The organism is Flavobacterium ginsengisoli (assembly GCF_029625315.1).
Lineage (GTDB): Bacteria > Bacteroidota > Bacteroidia > Flavobacteriales > Flavobacteriaceae > Flavobacterium > Flavobacterium ginsengisoli.
In genome coordinates this window covers 1,294,462-1,315,350 of sequence record NZ_CP121110.1, presented here as the reverse complement: position 1 = coordinate 1,315,350, position 20,889 = coordinate 1,294,462, and the positions used below count along the sequence as shown (strand labels likewise).

At 33.4% G+C, this 20,889-nt stretch carries 20 protein-coding genes, 3 pseudogenes and 1 riboswitch; of the genes and pseudogenes, 12 read left to right on the top strand and 11 right to left on the bottom strand.

What is annotated here, in order from left to right:
* Positions 1-213 precede the first annotated feature (213 nt).
* On the top strand, positions 214-726 hold the full coding sequence (locus P5P87_RS06020) for a hypothetical protein (RefSeq protein ID WP_278021919.1): 513 nt from the start codon (positions 214-216) through the stop codon (positions 724-726).
* Positions 727-904: 178 nt separating this feature from the next.
* Here P5P87_RS06020 and P5P87_RS06015 read toward each other — a convergent pair.
* The 3 genes and pseudogenes from P5P87_RS06015 to P5P87_RS06005 form a co-directional block, all read right to left on the bottom strand.
* A pseudogene (locus P5P87_RS06015) lies at positions 905-1,363 on the bottom strand (transposase); the annotation flags it as partial.
* Between the two features lie 129 nt (positions 1,364-1,492).
* Positions 1,493-1,870, bottom strand: coding sequence for a hypothetical protein (locus P5P87_RS06010; protein WP_278021918.1), 378 nt, complete (start codon positions 1,868-1,870; stop codon positions 1,493-1,495).
* Positions 1,871-2,129: 259 nt separating this feature from the next.
* Complete coding sequence (locus P5P87_RS06005) at positions 2,130-2,762, bottom strand: nitroreductase family protein (protein ID WP_278021917.1); 633 nt, start codon at positions 2,760-2,762, stop codon at positions 2,130-2,132.
* A gap of 108 nt (positions 2,763-2,870) precedes the next feature.
* Between P5P87_RS06005 and P5P87_RS06000 the strand changes: the two genes are divergently transcribed.
* Entirely contained in the window at positions 2,871-3,227 is a 357-nt protein-coding gene (locus P5P87_RS06000; protein WP_198855946.1) for a winged helix-turn-helix transcriptional regulator, read from the top strand.
* 1 nt (position 3,228) lies between these two features.
* Here P5P87_RS06000 and P5P87_RS05995 read toward each other — a convergent pair whose 3' ends face one another.
* The 3 genes from P5P87_RS05995 to P5P87_RS05985 all read right to left on the bottom strand — a co-directional run bounded on the left by P5P87_RS05995 (position 3,229) and on the right by P5P87_RS05985 (position 4,911).
* Entirely contained in the window at positions 3,229-3,702 is a 474-nt protein-coding gene (locus P5P87_RS05995) for a MarR family winged helix-turn-helix transcriptional regulator (protein ID WP_278021916.1), read from the bottom strand.
* A 102-nt stretch (positions 3,703-3,804) separates the two neighbouring features.
* Entirely contained in the window at positions 3,805-4,191 is a 387-nt protein-coding gene (locus P5P87_RS05990) for a GNAT family N-acetyltransferase (protein WP_278021915.1), read from the bottom strand.
* A 126-nt stretch (positions 4,192-4,317) separates the two neighbouring features.
* Entirely contained in the window at positions 4,318-4,911 is a 594-nt protein-coding gene (locus P5P87_RS05985) for a hypothetical protein (RefSeq protein WP_198855943.1), read from the bottom strand.
* A 235-nt stretch (positions 4,912-5,146) separates the two neighbouring features.
* On the opposite strand from P5P87_RS05985, the gene P5P87_RS05980 reads away from it, so the two are divergent.
* From P5P87_RS05980 to P5P87_RS05940, 9 genes and pseudogenes are all read left to right on the top strand, one after another.
* Complete coding sequence (locus P5P87_RS05980; RefSeq protein WP_278021914.1) at positions 5,147-5,593, top strand: YybH family protein; 447 nt, start codon at positions 5,147-5,149, stop codon at positions 5,591-5,593.
* Between the two features lie 82 nt (positions 5,594-5,675).
* Positions 5,676-6,053, top strand: a complete 378-nt coding sequence (locus tag P5P87_RS05975; RefSeq protein ID WP_278021913.1) for a DUF4440 domain-containing protein — start codon at positions 5,676-5,678, stop codon at positions 6,051-6,053.
* A 47-nt stretch (positions 6,054-6,100) separates the two neighbouring features.
* Positions 6,101-6,304: riboswitch (cobalamin riboswitch) on the top strand.
* 124 nt (positions 6,305-6,428) lie between these two features.
* Positions 6,429-7,619, top strand: coding sequence for a TonB-dependent receptor (locus P5P87_RS05970; protein WP_278021912.1), 1,191 nt, complete (start codon positions 6,429-6,431; stop codon positions 7,617-7,619).
* On the top strand, positions 7,531-8,469 hold the full coding sequence (locus P5P87_RS05965; protein WP_278021911.1) for a TonB-dependent receptor domain-containing protein: 939 nt from the start codon (positions 7,531-7,533) through the stop codon (positions 8,467-8,469). The genes P5P87_RS05970 and P5P87_RS05965 overlap by 89 nt, the downstream gene beginning before the upstream one ends.
* On the top strand, positions 8,466-9,611 hold the full coding sequence (locus tag P5P87_RS05960; RefSeq protein WP_278021910.1) for a beta-propeller fold lactonase family protein: 1,146 nt from the start codon (positions 8,466-8,468) through the stop codon (positions 9,609-9,611). Before P5P87_RS05965 ends, P5P87_RS05960 begins: the two co-directional genes overlap by 4 nt.
* A gap of 30 nt (positions 9,612-9,641) precedes the next feature.
* Positions 9,642-10,818 (top strand): annotated as a pseudogene (locus P5P87_RS05955) (cell surface protein).
* A 25-nt stretch (positions 10,819-10,843) separates the two neighbouring features.
* A complete protein-coding gene (locus tag P5P87_RS05950) occupies positions 10,844-11,836 on the top strand; it encodes a DUF5074 domain-containing protein (RefSeq protein WP_278021909.1) in 993 nt (330 codons plus the stop codon).
* A complete protein-coding gene (locus P5P87_RS05945) occupies positions 11,823-13,124 on the top strand; it encodes a DUF5074 domain-containing protein (protein ID WP_278021908.1) in 1,302 nt (433 codons plus the stop codon). Before P5P87_RS05950 ends, P5P87_RS05945 begins: the two co-directional genes overlap by 14 nt.
* A gap of 95 nt (positions 13,125-13,219) precedes the next feature.
* Positions 13,220-13,858: an NAD(P)H-binding protein gene (locus tag P5P87_RS05940; RefSeq protein ID WP_278021907.1), complete on the top strand. Its 639-nt coding sequence runs from the start codon at positions 13,220-13,222 to the stop codon at positions 13,856-13,858.
* Here the strand turns inward: P5P87_RS05940 and P5P87_RS05935 are convergent.
* The 5 genes and pseudogenes from P5P87_RS05935 to P5P87_RS05915 form a co-directional block, all read right to left on the bottom strand.
* Positions 13,836-14,084, bottom strand: a complete 249-nt coding sequence (locus tag P5P87_RS05935) for a hypothetical protein (protein ID WP_278021906.1) — start codon at positions 14,082-14,084, stop codon at positions 13,836-13,838. The two genes, P5P87_RS05940 and P5P87_RS05935, sit on opposite strands and share 23 nt — an antisense overlap.
* 248 nt (positions 14,085-14,332) lie before the next feature.
* Positions 14,333-14,929, bottom strand: a complete 597-nt coding sequence (locus P5P87_RS05930) for a hypothetical protein (protein ID WP_198855935.1) — start codon at positions 14,927-14,929, stop codon at positions 14,333-14,335.
* A gap of 12 nt (positions 14,930-14,941) precedes the next feature.
* On the bottom strand, positions 14,942-15,133 hold the full coding sequence (locus P5P87_RS05925) for a hypothetical protein (protein ID WP_278021905.1): 192 nt from the start codon (positions 15,131-15,133) through the stop codon (positions 14,942-14,944).
* Entirely contained in the window at positions 15,114-16,016 is a 903-nt protein-coding gene (locus tag P5P87_RS05920; protein WP_278021904.1) for a hypothetical protein, read from the bottom strand. Before P5P87_RS05920 ends, P5P87_RS05925 begins: the two co-directional genes overlap by 20 nt.
* A 337-nt stretch (positions 16,017-16,353) precedes the next feature.
* Positions 16,354-18,637, bottom strand: a pseudogene (locus P5P87_RS05915) (cation:proton antiporter domain-containing protein).
* A gap of 300 nt (positions 18,638-18,937) precedes the next feature.
* Between P5P87_RS05915 and P5P87_RS05910 the strand changes: the two are divergent.
* Positions 18,938-20,866 (top strand): GAF domain-containing hybrid sensor histidine kinase/response regulator, encoded by a 1,929-nt coding sequence (locus P5P87_RS05910; protein WP_278021903.1) that lies wholly within the window; start codon positions 18,938-18,940, stop codon positions 20,864-20,866.
* The last annotated feature ends 23 nt before the right edge of the window (positions 20,867-20,889 follow it).

The following is a 20,889-nucleotide window of genomic DNA, read 5'->3' as shown; positions in this document are numbered from 1 at the left end:
AAAGTGTGATAAAAAACTTAACATTGGGTAAGTTGTTGTTTTTTAGTGTGTTAGATGTCGTTTTTTCTTGCAATGAAAAACTTAACATTGGCGAATGTCTTTTTCAATCTATCTTTGTTTATTATTTTTTGATGTTAATTTAATGATTTAATAACATTAAAAATTAGTTTAATTCAAAATAAATTTAATCAATTTCTTAAAATTAACAGAATAATGGCAAAAGAAATACTTGTTGATGAAATCAATCAGGAGGCAGAAGCTGTTTCGGTTATTTCAAATGACGAAATCGAGCAAAAAGAGACTCCAGTTCTAGAATCTGCTGAAACTCCAGAAGTAAAACCAAAACCTAAAAGAGCTCCAAAAAAAGTAGCAGAAAAAGAGGATAATACGGTAGAGGAAGCAGTGCAAGAATCAACACAAATAGAAGAAATTTCATCTGAGGCTGAAGAAGAAACATCTGAAGAAAACGAAAATCAGCCAAAATCTAAAAAGAGTAAAAAAATGAAAGAAAAAGAAAAGGAAAAAGAGAAAAAAGAGAAAAAGAAAAAAGCTGTTGCTAAGAAAAAAGCAAAAGACAAAAAGAAAGAGAAAGCTAAAAAAGCAAAACTAAAAGCTAAAGCTAAAAAGAAAGCAAAAGCGAAAAAAGCTAAGGATAAAGCAAAAGCAAAAAAAATCGCTAAAAACAAAGCGAAAAGATCTAAAGCAAAAAAGAATAAGAAGAAATAATAATTGTGAATTGTGAATTGTGAATGGTTAATTGTGAATTTTTCCAAAGCAATTATAACAATAAAATTATAAAGCCACAGATTACAGGATTAGCACTGATTTAAAATCATTTTAATCTTGTAATCTGTGGCTTTTTTATTCAAAAGTTTTTTCATCTCACATTTCACATTTCACCATCATTCAGTTTTTGCTTTTTTTTCTGCATGGCAAGTTTATCTATTTTCTGAAGAAATTCGGGGTCAAATTCAGAGTAAGCTCTTAATCGGTATTTTTCGTCTCTAATTTTCATTACCAAACGAATTTTTTGCACCATCAACCAAATAGGTTCATATCTTTTGTGTCCTAGTAAATATTGAATTTTAAGTATTGACATTCTTCTATGCGAAAGAGTCATTAATTCAATGCAGATCATCCAGTACCGAATTGGAAGATTAGAATTTTCCATTACAGTTCCAGATCGAAGACTTGTACGGCTTCCGCATTTACGGCATTGAAATTTTAAATCATTCTGTCTGAAAGAGTGTTCATCATGCCCACATTTTCTGCATAAAAGCCCATTCTCCAAACGTTTGTTTTTGAGCTCTTCAATACAGGTTGCCTCATCAGAATATTTTTCAAAATAAGCGCGTAATTCCATTTATACAATTCCTCATTTGTTTTTCGAAATATAGAATATTTTGAAGAAACGAAGGACAAACTGCAATAAAAAATAAAAAGGAATACTTCAAGCATGAAATATTCCTTTTTATCGTGGGGGCAAATGGTGTTATAATTTAGCTACAATTTCTTTTTTGTACCTATTAAGGATAGATTTTGTCATACCTAAATTAGCTTTTGTAGAATCTACCGCTAGGTAAATAAAATATTCCTGATTATCAGAAACATCAATAATGTGAATTTGAGAACTTAATGTAATCATGATATTGTCAATAACCTGACCATTTAAATTCAATGCTTTAATAGCGCTCATTTTTGCTTTAACTACTTCAAGGTTGTAAGCTGATGCCAATTCTGGATCAAAATCTGCAACTGCAGACTGTGAATAGTATGACATGCCGCTAGCGATTTCAGCAACAGATACTGCGATGAAACCTGGGACGTTTTTTTTTAGGTCTTCCCCAAATTGCGTTAAGAAATCAGACATAGTTCTTAGAATTTAATTAGAATGAATTGTTTTGGATATAAGCAAAATTAGCTATACAATATTATTTAATTATCCGTAATGCGTACCTATTTTTTGCAAATAATAAAAAAATAACACAGCTTTAATAAATTCAAGTTTTCATTTCGTTTATTCGAATCTTGTTTGAATTTGAAAATGAAATATTTAAAACAAAAATGCTTCTGAAAAAGCACTATTATGGTGCCATTTCAAAAGCATTTTTTAAGCAAAAATTAATTTTTTACTTAATTTCTGTGATAAAATCTTCTTGCGGAGTTCTAACTTTTTTCATGTTTACCAACCAGTCATTTTCATGATCTCTATATCCTAGAGGTAAAACCAAAACGCTTTTTAGACCAAGTTCATTTAATCCTAAAAGTTTATCTACTTCAGCAGGAATAAAACCTTCCATTGGAGTTGCATCTACTTCTTGTTCAGCAGCTGCAGCAATCGCTACACCAAACGAAATGTATGCTTGTTTTGCAGCGTGGTTAGCATGCCATTCTTGTCCAAGAGGTTCGTACATTCCCCAAAGTCTTTGTTTGTACTCATCCATTGCATTAGCAGGAATTCCTCTTTCTGCAATTGTTCTATCAAATACAGCAGAGATTCTGTCTAAGCTGTAACCATCCCAAGCAGCCCAAACCAAAACGTGAGAAGCATCTGTAACTTGGCTTTGGTCAAAACTTACCGCTCTAATTTTGTCTTTTAAATCTTTGTTTGTGATAACAAAAATCTTGTAAGGTTGCAATCCAGAAGAAGAAGGTGCAAGTTTTGTCGCTTCAAGAATATAATCTACTTTTTCTTGCGGAACTGCTTGTCCGTTCATTTTTTTTGTAGCATAACGCCACTTTAGTGCATCTATTAAGGCCATTTTTCTTTATAAATTAAAAATTGTATTCAAATGTAAACACTTTAAGTGTATTTTTGTCATCTAATTACCAAAAGTAACTGTAACATTGAGGTAACTTAACAATACAACATGCTGAAAGAACCAGAACACGATCAGAAAAAATGCGCACAGCATATTATGGCAGTGCATGATGCAATGTATATTTTAAACGGAAGATGGAAAATCTCTATCATTGCATCACTTTGCTTTAATAGGCTAAGATTTACCGATTTATTAAAGGAGGTTGAAGGAATTTCTGGAAAAATGTTAAGCCGAGAATTGAAAAATCTAGAAGAAAACCAGTTAGTTACAAGAACTGTTTTAAATACGCAACCTATAACTGTTGAATATGAGTTGACAGAATATGGGCATACATTAAAAGAAGTAATCGATTCTCTTGCAAAATGGGGACACAATCACAGAAAAAAGATTACGGGCAAAGAATAATCTAGCTTTTAAGTTCTGAAATTCTCTGAAAAAAACCTTGCGTTGCTAACTTTTGCTCTGCTTCTTCAATAGCTTTCAAAAGATTGTTCTGATTATCTGCAATTTCGTTTAAAGCATTTTTCATTATTGTCCAAACCGGCCGCATTTTTAATACCAGCTCTTTTCCTTTGGCAGTAAGAACAATCAATCTTTTGCGTTCGTCCAATTTGTCTTTTTTAGAACTAATAATTTTTTGCTTTTCTAATTCCTTCAATAAACTTATAGTTGACGGATGGCTATAACCAATTTCATTTGCAATTTCGACAACACTCAGCATTTCTTTGATATGGAGCGTGTAAATTACAGGAAACCATTTCGGTTCAAAATCAATGTCGAAAGATTTATAGACTAATGCACCGTCTTTGCGAAGTTGCTCGCTCAGACGTTGCAATCGCGTTGATATGGCTAATATTCCAATTTCGTCAATTATGTTCATTTCTATTGATTTAGTTTTAAATGACAAAATACATTGTCGGGCCTCATTAACGGAAAATCTGTTGGGAGCGTTTCTTTTGGTATCGTAACAAAATTATTTTTCTCATAAAAACGTAAAGCAGACTTGTAACAGTGTAACCGTTCCTAAATATAAGTCTTTAATTCCTTTTTCTTTGCTATAAGCAATTAGTTGTTCTAATAATTGTTGAGCGATTTGAAATTCTTTTCCTCGGTATTCTTTTTTTACGAACATTTTTCTGATGGCTCCAGCTTCAGAATTGAATTTTACCAAAGCGATTGTGCCTACTAATTTTTCTTCTATAAAAGCGCCAAGAAAAATTCCGCCTGGTTTATAATAGAAATTCTCAATATCCAATAAATCTGGCTGATCTTCTAGAGTAACAGGAACATTAAATTCTTTTTGCTGAATGTTTAAAATCAAATCTACGATTTCATTTTCGTACTTATTTTGTATAGGCTGGATTTGCATTTGTCTTGTAAATTAAATATAGGTACAAAACTACGTAGTTAACTACATATATACAACAAAAAAACTGCTGAGATCAGCAGTTTTAAATGTTTTTTATGATTTCAAACGATTTCTGTTAGAAAGATTTTACTCTTTAACCAAGACAATAACTGCTTTGTATCCCGTTCCAACATTCCATTCGCTTGACGAAATAACCTGACCTTTATCGTCATAAACTTTAAATTCAGCTGTATTTGGAGAGGCAAAACCTTCGTTTAATGCTTCAATATCAATTTTGTTGATTCCTTTTACCAAGTTTATTTTTACGCTTTTAAAGTCGCCAGTTAAAAATACTTCGGGTTCAATTACTTTGTCGTTTAAATATACTTTTACTTTATCGCCGTCTACAAAAGCTGCATCGCGATACATAATAGTTGATGTAACCGCTGTAGTGTTGAAATTGCCTAAAAATTGATTTCTTCTATAAAAAATGCCTTCAACATTAGCCTCTGGTTTGTATAGATTTTGATCTTTAAACAATTCGTCTGGATTAACTTGTAACGGTGCAGGTTTCTCAATAGGAGCAGGCGGGTTTTCTTTTGGCGCTGCTTCTTTAGGAGGAACAACTTCTTTTTTTGTGGCGTCTTTTGCCGGAATAGGCTTGAATTTATTATCGATTTCCTGTGCAAAACTGTGCAGTGAAAAAGAAATAAAGGCAATTATAAAAAATATTTTTTTCATCTTTTGTATATATTAATCTTGAAGGGTTGATGTAAAGATTAGATGCATCATAATCTTTTATATAAACATTTTATAGAACTAATTATTGCCCAATAAGATGTAATTTTTCTAAAAATTAACTTTATATTTTATAAAAACAAGTTTCTGCTGAAGCAGTTTTTAAATGCAATTTTGTGTTTTTAAAATTTTGATTATCAATGTTGTATCTTTATGTTTTAATCAAATGTAATAAGATATGATTAAGTTAAGTTTAGCCTTTCTTTTTTTTGTAGTTAGTGTTTTTTCTCAAGAAAATAAAACAGACTCAGATGTTAGAAAACAAATTGAAGATTATAATGCTTGCTTTTGTAGTGCCTTATTTGAAAACAATAAGGACATGATGCTAAAATTCTATACAGATCAATCTGTGTTAATGCCAGAACATAATAGGCAAAGAGTTGGAAAGAAAATGATTGCGGCGTTTTATGAACAATGGTTAGATCAGGCAAAAGTCAATTCTTTTCAAAAGACTATTTTAGAATTGCAGGATTTTGGAAATTATATTCTAGAAATTGGAAATTTTACTGAAAACCTGCACTTAAAAGACTTAAAACCGTACGCTTATTTAGGAAAATATATGGTTTTATGGAAAAAAACGTCTAAAAATAAAATGACTATCGCAAGCAGAAATTTGGGGTGCTAATAGTTATTTTGATGATAGATTTATTCCTGAAATTGATGACACAACAGTTCCTTTAACAAAAGAGTACACTTCGTCAGACAAATTGATTAATGAAGTAATAGAAAGAAACGGTTCTATTAAAAATTTGGTTCAGAATAGACTGGGAGCAGAGCATGCAAAAATGTTCACGCCAGATGCGATGTATTTAACGTACTATACGCCAATTCTTTCTGGAGAAAAAGATATTACAGCTTATTTTACAGAGCATGAAAAACCTGGAACTTTAAAAATTGAACAAATCTCCATTCAGACTTCGGGAGTTATTGTCACAAAAAAGGCCATTGTAGAATTTGGATTTTATAATGTCGATTGGCGTGACGGAACCAACCACGGAAACGTTAAAGGAAAAAGTATAAACGTCTGGAAAAGAAACGAAAAAGGAACGTTAATGCTTTTTAGACAAATGGTTAATCATGATTAAAAACTAAAAAACCGACTTCTAACTTGCAGACGCCATAGTTGAGTTATATCTTTGCGACTGATTTTGGTCTGTTTTTTCAATTCAGAAAAAGCAGTTAAAAGGGAATCAGGTGTAAATCCTGAACAGACCCGCTACTGTAAGTTCTATATAAGTCTTTAAACATTACTAATGCCATTGTACCGCTTTGCGGGGTGAGAAGGCCGTTTAAAGATAGAATAAGTCAGGAGACCTGCCACGATCACATAGTTTAAAACTTTCGTGGTATGAAGTTGATGACAAGATAATGACCTGCTATTTAGGATAGTTGGCCTATTTCTATGTTTTTGTAATTACTGCATCACGCAAAGTTTATTTAATAAAATCGTGATGTGTAATTTGAAGAAAACTTTATTTTCTGTTTTTGTAGTACTTGTTCCTTTTTTGCTTCATTCTCAAGCGGTGACTGATAGTTCGCGGGTTTTAAAAGAAGTTGTTTTAAAAGGAAAACCATATCAGGAAGTAATTCCTGTACAAAGCCTTTCGGGTGTTCTGCTCGAAAATCTCGCGACTCATAATGTCGCAGATGCTCTTCGTTATTTTGCCGGAACTCAAATTAAAGATTATGGAGGAGTCGGCGGACTTAAAACCGTTGATGTTCGAAACATGGGCACGCATCATGTTGGTGTTTTTTATGACGGAATTCAGCTTGGAAATGCTCAAAACGGTGTAACCGATTTAGGAAAGTATTCGCTTGACGACATGGAATCGTTGACGATGTACAATGGCCAGAAAAGTGAAATTTTTCAATCGGCTAAAGATTTTGCTTCTGCTTCTGCCATTTATTTACGAACCAAACGCCCATCTTTTTCGGGCAATAAAAAAACAAATCTATTGGTTCGTTACAAAACAATGTCTATAAATTATCACGATCCTTCTTTTAGATGGGAACAAAAGCTGAGCGATAAAGTCAGTATGAGTGTAAGCTCTGAATACATTAAGTCGAATGGACAATATAAATTTAGATACAAAAGAAAAAATCAAGACGGAAGCACTGCCTACGATACTACAGCAACGCGATGGAATAGCGATATTGAAGCTTTTAGGTTTGAATCTGGGCTTTTTGGGAAACTAAATAAAGGAGCTTGGGACGCGAAAGTGTATTATTACGATTCTGAAAGAGGCGCTCCAGGAGCTATTGTAGAAAATAAGTTTCGAGATGGTTTTCGTCAATTTGACAAGAATTTTTTCTCTCAGGCTTCCTTAGTTAAAGACGTTTCTGAAAAATATAAGTTTCAGCTAAAAGGAAAATTTGCTTACGATTACACGCATTATATTGCTAGAGACACAACCAATGTTTTAGGAGAAACCGTAACCGAAGGCGCACAATCTGATGATAGTTATTATCAGCAGGAAGCTTATTTTTCGGCTGTTAATATGTACAGCATTTTACCAACTTGGGATGTTTCGCTGTCGACCGATTTTCAATACAATAAATTAAATGCAACTAGAAGAGGTATTCAGACACAGTTTTCTTTTCCGCGAGCGTTATACCGCTTTAGTTTCTCTTGCCACTTCGTATCGATATGAAGGTTTTAAAGTTTTAGGAAATGTACTTGCAACCCGCGTCATCGAAGAAGTAAAATACAATGCCAAAGCACCCAACAAAACCGAATTTACTCCTGCTATATTTATAGGTTATACACCGTTTAAGAAGTACGATTTCAATTTAAGAGCTTTTGCAAAACGAATTTTCAGAATGCCAACATTCAATGATTTGTATTATACAATGGTTGGTTCAAGCACTTTGAGGCCAGAATATATGAATCAGTATGATGTTGGTTTTACGTATAATTTCCCCGTTAGGGAAGGCTTTTTCGATACATTTTCTTTTCAGGCAGATGCTTATTACACCAATACAAAAGATAAAATTATTGCGGCTCCAACAGGAAATTTATTTCGTTGGATGATGACCAATATTGGGCAAGTTAAAGGAAAAGGAATCGAAACGGTCTTAAATATGTCGACTCATATTGATAAAGTAAATCTCACCGCAAACCTGACTTATACGTATTCTCAAAGCCAGGATTTTACAAAGTTTGTTGGTTTAGAAATGTCCTCTTATGGCGACCAGATTCCGTACACGCCTTGGCACAGCGGATCTGGAATTTTGAATGCGGGCTATAAATCTTGGAACTTCAACTATAGCTTTATTTATGTCGGAAAACGCTATAACGGAAATGTCAATAATATTAAAGTAAATGAAGTTCAGCCTTGGTACACGCACGATTTGGCCGTTCAGAAATCTTTCGCATTTAGAAATTACAAATTGAATGGAGCAATTGAAATGAATAATGCATTCAATCAGCAATATGAAGTGATTTACAATTACCCAATGCCAGGAAGAACATTCAAATTTATAATCAGTTTTGAGTTATGAAAAAGAGCATTTTAAAAATAGTATTCAGTTTAAGCATCGCCGTTTCTTTGATTTCCTGTCGAGAAGACGAAACGATATTTCTTTCTTCAGATGTTAGCGTTGCTGTACCAAGAAGTGATGGAAACATTGAAGGCTTTTATCTTCTAAACGAAGGTAATATGGGAATGAACCGAGCGAGTTTGGATGTCTTTAATTACAGAACAGGAAACTATACTACAGATGTTTATTCAGAACGAAATCCGTCAGTTGTAAAAGAATTGGGAGATGTTGGAAACGATATTAAAATCTATGGAAATAAGGTTTATGCGGTCATCAATTGTTCTAACAAAGTTGAAGTTTTAGAAAAATGGACGGCAAAACGCATCAAAAAAATAGATATTCCAAATTGCCGTTATGTAGCTTTTTACAAAGACAAAGCTTATGTGAGTTCGTATTCTGGACCTGTAGCCATAAATCCGAATGCAGAAATTGGTTTTGTTGCCGAGATTGATACGACTTCGCTAGAAATAAAAAGAAAAGTAACCGTTGGCTATCAGCCAGAGCAAATGGTGGTTCATAATGGAAAGTTGTATGTTGCCAATTCTGGCGGTTACAGAGTTCCAAATTATGATAGAACGGTTTCTGTAATTGATTTGGAAACGTTTACAGAAATTAAAAAAATAGATGTTGGAATAAATTTATACAGCATGCAAATTGACAGCCGCGGTGATATTTATGTCAGTTCACGAGGCGATTACTACAACACACCATCTAATCTTTTTGTAATTGATACACAGACAGACGAAAAGAAAATGCGACTAGATATTCCTGTTTCTGGAACTTGTCTGGTTGATGATTTGTTGTATTACTACAGCGTTTCTTGGAGCTATTTAACAGGAACAAACAAAGTGAGTTACGGAATTTTAGATACTAAAACTAAAAAAGTAATTACAGACCAGATTATTACCGATGGAACGGATAAAAAGATCATGATTCCGTATGGGCTTCAGGTAAATCCAGAAACCAAAGAAATCTACATTACCGATGCTCAAAATTATGTAGTAACCGGTTATATCTACTGTTTTACACCCGATGGAAAATTAAAATGGAAAACTACTGCAGGAAATATTCCCGCTCACATTGCTTTTATAACTAAAAAATAAATATAAAAAAATGAACAGAAACCTTTTAAAATCGCTCTATTTTCAATTCTCTTTTTGGGATTTGTGGCCTGCGATAAAGACGACCGAGAGGAAGATTTGCTTCCCGCCGAAGTCCTCAAAGAATCCTACACAATTGATCGTTTTAAAGTGTTAAATATTGCAACAGCGCTTCCAAGCGGAGCAAAACTGACTTGGAGTATTAAAGATTCGATTATTTCAGAAAACACAGATTTGGATTTTATTAGTCCGTTCCAGAAAAATTATCCGCTGACTTTAAAAGTAGAAATTAGCGGAGAAGTAAAAGTCTATACTTCTTCTATTAATGTGGTAAAAGAAGCTGGAACTTACAGTAAATATATTTTTAGTGTACTTGATTTTCGTCCCGCAGTTGGCCAGTTCACAAACGGAATTCCAGAATACACAGCAGGAAATACTCAAGCCAATATGATTGCAGCGACCAAAAAAGCAATTGTAGGCTCGAATACTTCATTGGTTTCACTGGGAGGTTTTGGTGGTTATGTAGTTTTTGGTTTCGATCATACAATTCCGAATATGGATGGCCGTGATTTCAAGATTTTAGGAAATGCTTTTTGGGGAAATGAAGCCAACGAAGCACGCTCGGGATCTTGCGAACCTGGAATTATTATGGTCGCTTATGACAAAAATAAAAATGGAAAACCAGATGATGATGAATGGTACGAAATTGCAGGAAGCGAGTACTTTAAAAATACGACAATAAAAAATTACGAGATCACTTATTTTAAGCCAGATGCTCGCTAAATCGCCAGTTACTGGAACTGAGTTTTGGCAATTTGATACAGAATACATTAAATGGCAAGACAATGAAGGGAAATCTGGATATAAAGTTCAAAATGTATTTCACGATCAAAGTTATTATCCGCTTTGGATTGCAGATGCTTCTTATACTTTAAAAGGAACTAAAATAGCAGACAATTTCTATGATCAGAGTGGTGAAGGCTCGTATTGGGTTGGCAAATCGTTTGAATTTGGATATGCAGATAATGCACCAAATAATGACGAAGCATCTAATATTGATATTTCTTGGGCGGTAGATAAAAACGGAAAATATGTCAAACTTCCAGGAATTGATTTTGTAAAAGTCTATACAGCAATTAATCAGGAAGCGGGTTGGCTTGGAGAAGTTTCTACAGAAGTTTCGGGAGCTTACGACTTACATCTTAACTAACACTATATTTTAAAACCAATAAATTATGAAGAAAAACTACTTTATAATAATCTTGTTATTTTTTGCATTTATAACCAATGCGCAAATAACAGTACAAGGCGTTCCTAGAAATGATGCTAAATTAAAAACAGTTGCGCAAAAAAAAGTAACAGCAAAAAGCGCCAATGCCACCACTTTTGACGATATCCAATTTTGGGTAGGAACAGGCGCTAATCAAGCGGCATTTGTTGTGCAATGGAACGATGGCAAAACTTCTGATGCTTTGGTTTGGGGTTTTAAATGGGATGGAACTGCAACTGGAGAAGACATGATTAAAGCTATTGCAAAGGCTGACCCCCGTTTCTTTACATTGCTTTATCAAGGAACACAATTCGGATCTGCAATTGCAGGATTTGGCTTCGATTTGAATGGAACGGGAACAAATGGACTTTATAAGGATGGAAATAAAACTTATCCTTTGTATCCTTTTGACGGTATAGTAAATACTTCAGAATATGATTTTGATTCTTATACAGGCATCGATCCAGATGATCATTGGCAGTCAGGATGGTATACAGGATATTGGTCGTATTGGGTTAAAGATTCGACAGAAAGCGATTATGGCTATTCTGGTGTAGGAGCTTCTACTCGCGAATTGCAAAACGGTTCTTGGGATGTTTGGAATTTTAATCCCAATATGGAAATGTTTGATATTGTTGCAACTTTTACTCCAGTTACTCCTTATTCTAAAACAATAGATTTTACCAAAGGCTATTTTATGGTAAATGAAGATTGGTATGGACACACAAACGGATCTGTAAATTTTATTGATAATAACGGAAATATTAATTATCGCGTTTACAGCGAAGCGAATGATAACAATACTTTTGGGGCGACTACACAATATGGAACTATTTACGGAGATAAGTTTTATTTTGTTTCTAAACAGGCCCAAGATTCAGGAGATACACAATATAAGCCTGGCGGAAGGTTGGTTGTTGCTGATGCTTTAACGATGAAAAAAATTGCAAGCATTTAACGATATTGGAGGAGGAGATGGTCGCTCTTTTATTGGTGTTGATGAGAAAACAGGTTACATAGGTGCTTCTAATGGTATTTTTCTTTTTGATATTGTGAATATGAAAGTAGGGAATTTGGTCAATGGAACTGGCGGAGGAAGTCAGTATGCTGGACAAATAGGAAACATGATTCGTACTTCGCAATATGTTTTTGCTGTAAAACAAAATGCCGGAATTTTTGTAATTGATCCTAAAACCAATACTATAATAAAGACCATTTCTGGAGTATTCCATTCAGTTATACAGGCTAAAGACGGAAGTGTTTGGGGAATTCAGAATCAGAAATTGATAAGTATTGATCCGCTGACTTTTGACACGACTGAATATGCCATTCCTACGACTAAATATTTAGGTTCTTGGGGAGCTTGGAACGCAGGAAGTTTTACTTATAGCAATAAAGAAAATGCGTTGTATTGGAATAATAATGTAAGCAGTTTTGTTGCAGGAGCTCAAATTGTAAGATTTGATATTGACACCAAAACATTCAATGAAAATTTTGCGACACTTCCTGGGCAAACAGGAACTTACAAGCAAATTGTGTATGGTGCAGGATTACGCATTGATCCAGTTTCGGGCAACTTAATTGTAAATACAACAGAGAGCGGATTTGGAGCACATTATCAGAAAAACTGGATTCACACTTTTGATAATACTGGAAAATTAATCGACACAAAAGTTTTGAACGACTATTATTGGTTTCCATCTATGGCTGTATTTCCTGATAATGCAGAGCCAGTTGTAAATTCGATTTTACCTTCAAAACTTTCAACGGTTAGTACAACTATTATCGATTTAAAAACGGTGGTTTCAGACGAAGACAACTTATCGGTAGCAATTGTAAAAGCAATAAAATCTAATAGTGATGAAAATATTGTTTCGGCAGAAATTAATGCTAATGAAGAATTGATTTTAACTCCTAAGGAAAAAGGAACTGCCACGATTGTGATTAGTTTTAATTCTAACGGAAAAGTAATTGAAAAATCGATTTTGGTTGATACATCTACTTTGGGAAGAGACGAATTTACGAAAGTGCAATTGTCTATTTATCCAAATCCAGTTGCAGATTATCTAAATATCAGTACAGAAGATGAAATCGTAGATGCTGTTGTTTATGATGTAACAGGAAGAACTATCAATACCAAATTAAACAATAACCAAATCGATGTAAGTAATTTTGCCAAAGGTTTTTACATCGTCAATATTGTAACTGATAAAGCCAATTATACCCATAAATTCATTAAAAAATAAGTTTTAAAAATATTTAAAGAAAACCTCTTTGCTTAGTTGCAAAGAGGTTTTTTCAATTAAAAAGATGAGTATATTTACTTTTAAAATCTTTTATTATGAAAGCATTGGTAATTGGCGCAACAGGCGCAACGGGAAAAGAATTGGTCAAACTGCTTTTGGAAAGTGCTGATTATTCAGAAGTTTCAATTTTTGTGAGACGTTCAACAGGAAAATCACATTCAAAGTTGACAGAACATATAGTTGATTTTTCAGATGTAAATTCGTTTCAGGAATTAATTACGGGTGATGTTCTTTTTTCATGTTTGGGAACAACTTTAAAAGATGCAGGATCAAAAGAAAAACAATGGAAAATCGATTATGATATTCCAGCCGATTTCGCTTCTGCTGCACGAAAAAATGAAGTGCAATCTTTGGTTTTGGTTTCTTCGTATGGAGCTTCAGCCAAAAGCAGTGTATTTTATTCGATGATGAAAGGAAAGTTAGAAGATCATCTTCAAGAGCTAAATTTTTCACAATACATCATTTTTAGACCAGGACCGCTTATTCGTGAAAATACAGATCGTTTAGGAGAAAAAATTTCAATAAAAGTGATAAAATTCTTCAACGCCATCGGACTTTTCAAGAACCTAAAACCAATCACCACTGCATTTTTAGCAGAAAAATTAGTAAAAGCTCCAAAAGCACTTCCATCAGGAAATACAAAACTTGAGCTCAATCAAATTCGTAAACTTTAGCGTAAGTATTTTTTATGTATTCTGCTAAGTAAGCCGTTATGTAATCTCGATATTCTTTTTCTACATTTAGCAAAAGGAAAACCTCGGGGTTGCTTTCAAGTTCTGTTTCTAAACGAAGTTCACTGCGGTTGAAAATACCAGTAAGTTTCAAATGAAATAGAAACAAAATAGCGCCTCTAAAAGAGACGCTATCTTTACTATAAAAAGTGTTTTTCTCTGTAATCAATTGTAAAAAATAAATAATTTCTACTTAGTATTTCCATTATTAAAAGAATCATTATAGATTATTATTCCTTGCTCTTCATTTTGAAGAAAAATACCAAATAAAAAAGACATCCTATTAAAAAGAGAAAAAATATAGGAATAAAATAACTCACAATATAAAATGTATTACCAATGCAAAAATTAAAATTGTAGTCCATAAAGTACAAGAAAATAAGGAGTAAAGAACCAATCGTAAAAAAACTTAAAAAATTAATTTTCATTTTTCGCTCTAATTGTTACATTATTAAAAAAGGCATTATACAAAGTAAAATGACCAAACATTGAATCCTCAAAACTAATATCACTAATAACAAAATCTATAAAATTGTCTGGAAATTTATTGTATAGAAACTTATTCTCGATTATGGTTTCAATTTCGAAAACTAGTTCTTTCAATTTTCTTGTTTCCATATTTTCTTCCTCTAATTCAGCAATTCTTTCTTTGGAAAACCATAATTCAATTATGTTCTTTTGCACTTTGACAACATAATAAGGAATTATGACGCTCATAAATAGTGAAATTGTATATAACTCACCATTTTCAATAATAGTGATGTTAAATGTCATACATCTATCGCCACCGTCTAATAACGAAAGATCTTGAAAAGCTTTTAAGGTATAGTCCTCTTCAAATTCTTTGAGAATGTCTTTTCTAAAAATCTTTCCATTACCTATTTCAAAATCACTTATGATTTTATTTAATCTTTTGTATTCCTCACAACTGAAATACTTTTCTTTTTCTGTATAAGCACATATATTTTTGGGATAAATAAGATATACTAAATTTTTTAAAACTTCTTCTATCATAATTAATCGATTTTAATTACAGTTTCCTGCAGTCCATGTGTTTGTTTTATAGTTAGTTGCAGGTATGTTTTCGGTTGAATTAAATTTGACTCTCGCTCCTGGTATTGAGAGTTGATAATTGTTTTCTAATCTCTCTCTAAAATATAAATCAAGTGTCAAGTCTGAGACATCTGTACCACCATATTTATCGACAACTTCTTGCATAGTTTTTTGAAGAATTCGTGCCGAGGTATTTGCTCGCAATCCCTGCTGTTATATTTGTGTTACCAATCTTTACATTTGTAGGAGTACCAAAGTAAATTGCTTGCGGATAACTAACAACATGTAGTATTTCAACACCTTTTGGACTTATTCCTAATACCCTAAAATTAATATTCTTAACCATCGCTACTTGCCAAAGTCCGGTAACTTTTATAAAATTAAAACTCTCACAACTAGGTGGAGCGGTTGCGATATTTGTACTGCCACTTTCTCCAGCATAAGCATTTCCTCCACCCGTAGGGGTTCCATAATTTCCATTTGAACCTACATCTCCGCCAAATGCACCTACAATGCTAAAATCTTTAGGAGTTGGAGCGGGTGTTTTTTGTGTTACAATAACATTATTTAATTGAATTGCTCCACCTTTTTGTAATGTGTCATCACGTTCTGAACCATAATTAGAACTATCATCAAACATTTCTATCATCTTAGATGTCGCGCCATCTTTATCAAGAAACATTATCACATTTGTTACATCAGCAATGACAAGACCGTCTTTTAATTTGGCTCCTTTTAAAAAGCCTTTTTTCAAGTCCCAAGTAATGATATAACCGCTGAAAAAAGTTAAATCCTGAAAGCCCTCTTTTTTTTGCTCATCATCAATGTCTTCTTTTGATTCTGGAAATATCTCTTGTATCAGAGCTTGGAATTTTGAGTCAGATTCATACAAATATAACATTTTCTGTCCTTTGTAATCAGAGTCTTCAGGATTGTCTTTAACGGGTACAGTGATACCATTAGCATTGTTACCCAGTTTGATTACTTTGGCATTTTCCCAGTAGTAGTCGAGATTTCTGAAAGCCTTATTAACTTCGTCATCCTCCAATTTACTGGTTGCTGAATTTGATTTGTAGCTTTCAAACCAATCTTTAGCCTGAATAATTTTAGCATTTTGGCTTGTTAATTGACCTGCATCAATTTCTTCATTGCCGCAGCTGGCAATTAATATAACAATAATAAAAACTAAAAAAGGAGTTAGGTTTTTTTAAACTTTTTCATAATAAATGGTTTTAAGGTTAGTATTTTTAAAACTAGCCCTTCCATTTTTTTACTTAGCTACCCAAAAAGACATTTAAATAACAGTATAAGATATTTTTTAAATCAAAAAAAGAACGCCTGTTTTAGAGGGCGTTCTTTTACTATAAAATTCAAAAAAACAAACACTATTTTTTATCTTCAGAAAGAATTAAAGTAGAAGGAATATTAGCCAGCCAAGGGCTTTTATTCTCTACCAAATTTTTCCATCCATCAATAGAAATTAGCATAAGATCTTGGTGTTCTAGAAAATCTTTTTCAATAGATTGTTCTTTTCTCAAAGTTATTTGGTTTGGAGCCGCTTGTTCTATCATCCTAATTTTTTCTTTTGTGTCCAGATCAGCCATAATTTTGCCTTCAATATCCAGAATTTCAATTCTCGCATTGATATTCTGAATGAATTTCTGAACATAGTTCTGAATAGAATCCCAATCTTTTAAGTTAAATAGCGGAATGAAAATCGTATTGATATCAGTTAAATCCTTGTCAATTAAAACGCCAACAGGAATATGCGATTTTGCGATAATTTGTCTTGTTCCATCGTCAAAAGGTGCAGATTCTAAAATGTTTTCCTTTCCAGTTACGGTATTTAATATCTTTTCAGGATTAATAATTCGGGTTGTAAATCCAAGCACTCGTCCTAGTAAACTTCCTTGGTAAATAGATTGTCCAATTCCAACCAATAATAAATCATGTTTGCTTTTATTAGCAACATTTACAATTTCATTGTCTATATCAGAAGAGGCTTTAAACATAGTTGTAATATTTCTGTTTAAAGCAACAGACTCTTCTACAATGTCTTTAAATTTTTCATCTTCATAAATATCAGTGTTGTAATGATGTAATTCTTCGGTAGGAAGAAAGTGCATTGCCGTAATTTCAGAACTTTCAGCTCTTTTGTTAGTTAATCCATCAGCCACTTTAAGTAACGCTCTTCCAGATTCTGGTCTGTCAAAAGACAATAAAATTCGGTACTTATTTTTTAGCGCAATATCTTCTTCTTTTTCTTCTTTACTAGATTTAAAAAGCCAATTGATTAAATCTAATGTCGGCCCTGTCATAAATGTTGTGGCAAGCGCCATAATTACAAACATAGAAAACAATTCTGGGCTTAAAACTCCTAGATCGTAACCAATATTTAAGGCAACCAATTCTGTTAGACCTCTTGTATTCATTAGAGCTCCAATAGATAAACTATCTTTCCAGCTTTGACCCACAAATTTGGCGAGCAAGCATACTGCTAACAAATTTACCCACAACGGCTACTGCAAAAATTAATCCCGCAATTTTCCATAAATAAGGCTCATTCAACAAACCAATTTGGGTTCTTAAACCTGTAAAAACAAAGAATAGAGGCAATAAAAGTACAAGCGCAACGTCTTCAACTTTCTCAATAAAGAGATTTCTAAATCTAATGTTTTCAGGCATAATAGCACCTGCAATGAAAGCTCCAAACAAAGCGTGGATTCCTATAACTTCTGTTAAATAAGAAGAAACCACCAGCGTCAAAAAGAAAATGGCTACAATTGGTTTGCTTAATTTTTCGTTTGTAGCGTATAGATCTCCAATTCGTTTAAGGAACGGACGAACTACTTTTATCATTAAAAAAACATAACCTAAAGCTAAAACAACTGTATATAAAGCGCTTCCAAAAGAACCTGCTTTTACAATCGCAATTACAACTGCTAGAATACACCATGCTGTAATATCATCGGCTGCTGCACAAGTAATTACAATTGTCCCTAATTTTGTTTTATGTATGCCACGTTCTTGCACAATTCTGGCAAGCACCGGAAAAGCAGTGATACTCATCGCGATTCCGGCAAACAAACCAAAAGATGTAAATTGTACATCTGCGGGGGCAAACTCGTCATATATAAAATACGCTAGACCCATTCCTAAAACAAAAGGAATAATAATACTTGCGTGGCTTATAACTACAGCATCATGGGCTTTGTTTCTAAGAATCTTCATATCGATCTCCATTCCTACGATATACATGAAAAGGATTAAGCCAATTTGACTTAAGAATTGAAGATTTCCAAGAGATTCTGCTGGAAATAAAGCCGCAGAAAATTCGGGAAAATACATTCCGATTAAAGAAGGTCCCATTACAATTCCGGCAATCATTTCTCCAATAACGGCTGGCTGTTTTATTTTAATGCAAATCCATCCAAAAATACGGGCAACAAAGATAATCGTAACAATTTGTGCTAGTAAAAGCGCTAACGGATGATGTAAGTTTTTTATAAGAGAATCAAGAAATTCGCTCCATTGCGTTTTATCTGAGGTTGGAATTTTAAGATTTCGGCCCGTTTCTAGTTTTACTCCCAATAAAATAATCCAATACATTAAAAGAGAAAATCCTCCGATAACTCCAACGTAAAAAATACTGTTTCTTAAGTTTTTCATTTACTTTAATTTTTTGCTCTTCGCAATGACTTGATTTTCTTGTAAAAAAGATAGAAAAATGGCTTTTTTGAAGAGATTAGTTGATAAAATCAGGGCAATTTTATAACAAAATTAGCATCTGCCCAATAGTCGCAATTCAATTTTGTAATGACCTAGAAAAAATTTGTAATGAAATGAAAAAAGGAAGATTTGACGGATAAAAATTTAGGCATCTCGAACAATTTTTCACAAGAAAGTCGAGATAAGGCAGGGGTTTTAGTCTAAATTATTTTATCTTTATGCCTTTACCTCTATGAAAAAATGAATAAAGATTATCCAATTCCAGATAACGAACTACAACGTTTAGTGCGCCTAAAACGTTATAATATACTCGACACGCTCCCAGATGATGCTTTTGACGATGCTACAAAGCTTGTTGCTTACATTTGCGGTGTGCCAATTGCCCATATTTCTTTTATTGATGAAAACAGGCAATGGTTTAAATCTGAAATTGGAATAGGAGTTTCAGAAGTCCCTCGTGAAATCACTTTTTGCAATTACACTATTTTAGATACAAAAATTCTAGAAATTAACGACACTCATGTTAATGAAACATTCAAAGACGACCCAAATGTAACAGGCGGATTTAATGTTCGTTTTTATGCTGGTGTGCCACTTACCACACCAGATGGCTATAATATTGGAACTTTGTGCGCAGTTGATCATGTTGTTAAGGAATTGAATGAAAATCAGCGCAATGCACTTTCTATCGTAGCAAAACACGTAATGGCGCAGCTGGAATTAGGTACAAAAAACCATCAATTATACACACAGAGAAAAATTGCAGAACGTGCAGTTTTGGCAAGAGATAGTTTTTTGGCCAATATGAGTCACGAAATCAGAACGCCTTTAAACGCAATTATTGGTTTTACAGATTTGCTTGCGCAGACGGAACTCGATGATACACAGCGCGATTATATTGGAAGTGTACAGATTGCAGGCGAAAATCTGCTTCTAATTGTAAATGATATTCTAGATCTTTCAAAAATTGAATCTGGAAATTTACCTATAGAATCTGAGCCTTTTAATTTGAAGAAAACGCTTAAACATGTTTATAGTTTACTGAAAGTTAAAGTACAAAAAGACGTTGAGTTTAATCTTTTTCTTGATGCCGAATTGCCAGATTTGGTTGTTGGCGATCAAGGCAGATTAAATCAGATCTTGGTAAACCTTATCGGCAACGCGCTTAAGTTTACAAATGAAGGAGAAGTAACCGTTTCGGTAAAGAAAATGGAAGAAACGGAAGACGGTTATTCGTTTAAGTTTTCTATAAAAGATACCGGAATCGGAATACCAAAAGATAAACTCGAAACAATTTTTGAACGTTTTACACAAGGAGAAGAAAGTACAACAAGAACATTTGGCGGTACCGGACTCGGACTGAATATTGTAAAACAATTAGTAGAACTTCAAAAAGGAGAAGTTCACGTAAAAAGTACTCTAAATCGTGGTTCTGAATTTTTCTTTACCCTTTCGTACAAAAAATCAAACTTTGAAGAAACAACGGTAAAAACGGTTTCTAAAAATGATTTAGGAAATCTTAAAATATTGCTTTGCGAAGACAATGTTCTAAACCAAAAGCTTGCAAAAAGCGTAATTAATAATTTTGGTTTCGATTTGGATATTGCGCAAAACGGTGAAGAAGGCATCGAACTTTTATCTCAAAATGAATATGATCTGGTTTTAATGGATTTGCAAATGCCTGTAAAAGATGGCTACCAAACCACAGAATATATCAGGAATGAAATGAATTCAAGCATACCAATTATTGCCATGACAGCACATTCTTTGGTAGGAGAGCAGGAGCGATGCTACAAAGTGGGAATGAATGCTTATGTGCCAAAACCATTTAAACAGTCTATACTTTTAAAAGCCATAAAAACGGTAATGACACCAGATAGCGATGCACATCATAAAAGAATTATCGATATGTCTTTTTTGGATGAAATGTCTGGAGGCGATGCCGAATTTAGGAAAGATATGATAGATCTTTTTATTGAAAAGATTCCAAGTCAGTCGGCACAGTTAGAAGAAGCCTTTAAAAATACCGATTACGACAGCGTAAAAAAATTGGCGCATAATATGAAATCAAGCATGGATATTTTTATCGTCGCAAGATTTAAGCAATTGTTTGTCGATTATCGAAGAAGAAGCGTCATCTGGCGAATTTACAGCAGAAACATTAGATAAAGTAAATATTTTTCACTGCGGAA

Bases quoted from the DNA above. Each gene is read 5' to 3' on its own strand.
- P5P87_RS06020 (WP_278021919.1), top strand. From the start codon at position 214: ATGGCAAAAGAAATACTTGTTGATGAAATCAATCAGGAGGCAGAAGCT.
- P5P87_RS06010 (WP_278021918.1), bottom strand. From the start codon at position 1,870: ATGTCTGATTTCTTAACGCAATTTGGGGAAGACCTAAAAAAAAACGTC.
- P5P87_RS06005 (WP_278021917.1), bottom strand. From the start codon at position 2,762: ATGGCCTTAATAGATGCACTAAAGTGGCGTTATGCTACAAAAAAAATG.
- P5P87_RS06000 (WP_198855946.1), top strand. From the start codon at position 2,871: ATGCTGAAAGAACCAGAACACGATCAGAAAAAATGCGCACAGCATATT.
- P5P87_RS05995 (WP_278021916.1), bottom strand. From the start codon at position 3,702: ATGAACATAATTGACGAAATTGGAATATTAGCCATATCAACGCGATTG.
- P5P87_RS05990 (WP_278021915.1), bottom strand. From the start codon at position 4,191: ATGCAAATCCAGCCTATACAAAATAAGTACGAAAATGAAATCGTAGAT.
- P5P87_RS05985 (WP_198855943.1), bottom strand. From the start codon at position 4,911: ATGAAAAAAATATTTTTTATAATTGCCTTTATTTCTTTTTCACTGCAC.
- P5P87_RS05980 (WP_278021914.1), top strand. From the start codon at position 5,147: ATGATTAAGTTAAGTTTAGCCTTTCTTTTTTTTGTAGTTAGTGTTTTT.
- P5P87_RS05965 (WP_278021911.1), top strand. From the start codon at position 7,531: ATGCAACTAGAAGAGGTATTCAGACACAGTTTTCTTTTCCGCGAGCGT.
- P5P87_RS05960 (WP_278021910.1), top strand. From the start codon at position 8,466: ATGAAAAAGAGCATTTTAAAAATAGTATTCAGTTTAAGCATCGCCGTT.
- P5P87_RS05950 (WP_278021909.1), top strand. From the start codon at position 10,844: ATGAAGAAAAACTACTTTATAATAATCTTGTTATTTTTTGCATTTATA.
- P5P87_RS05940 (WP_278021907.1), top strand. From the start codon at position 13,220: ATGAAAGCATTGGTAATTGGCGCAACAGGCGCAACGGGAAAAGAATTG.
- P5P87_RS05930 (WP_198855935.1), bottom strand. From the start codon at position 14,929: ATGATAGAAGAAGTTTTAAAAAATTTAGTATATCTTATTTATCCCAAA.
- P5P87_RS05925 (WP_278021905.1), bottom strand. From the start codon at position 15,133: ATGCAAGAAGTTGTCGATAAATATGGTGGTACAGATGTCTCAGACTTG.
- P5P87_RS05910 (WP_278021903.1), top strand. From the start codon at position 18,938: ATGAATAAAGATTATCCAATTCCAGATAACGAACTACAACGTTTAGTG.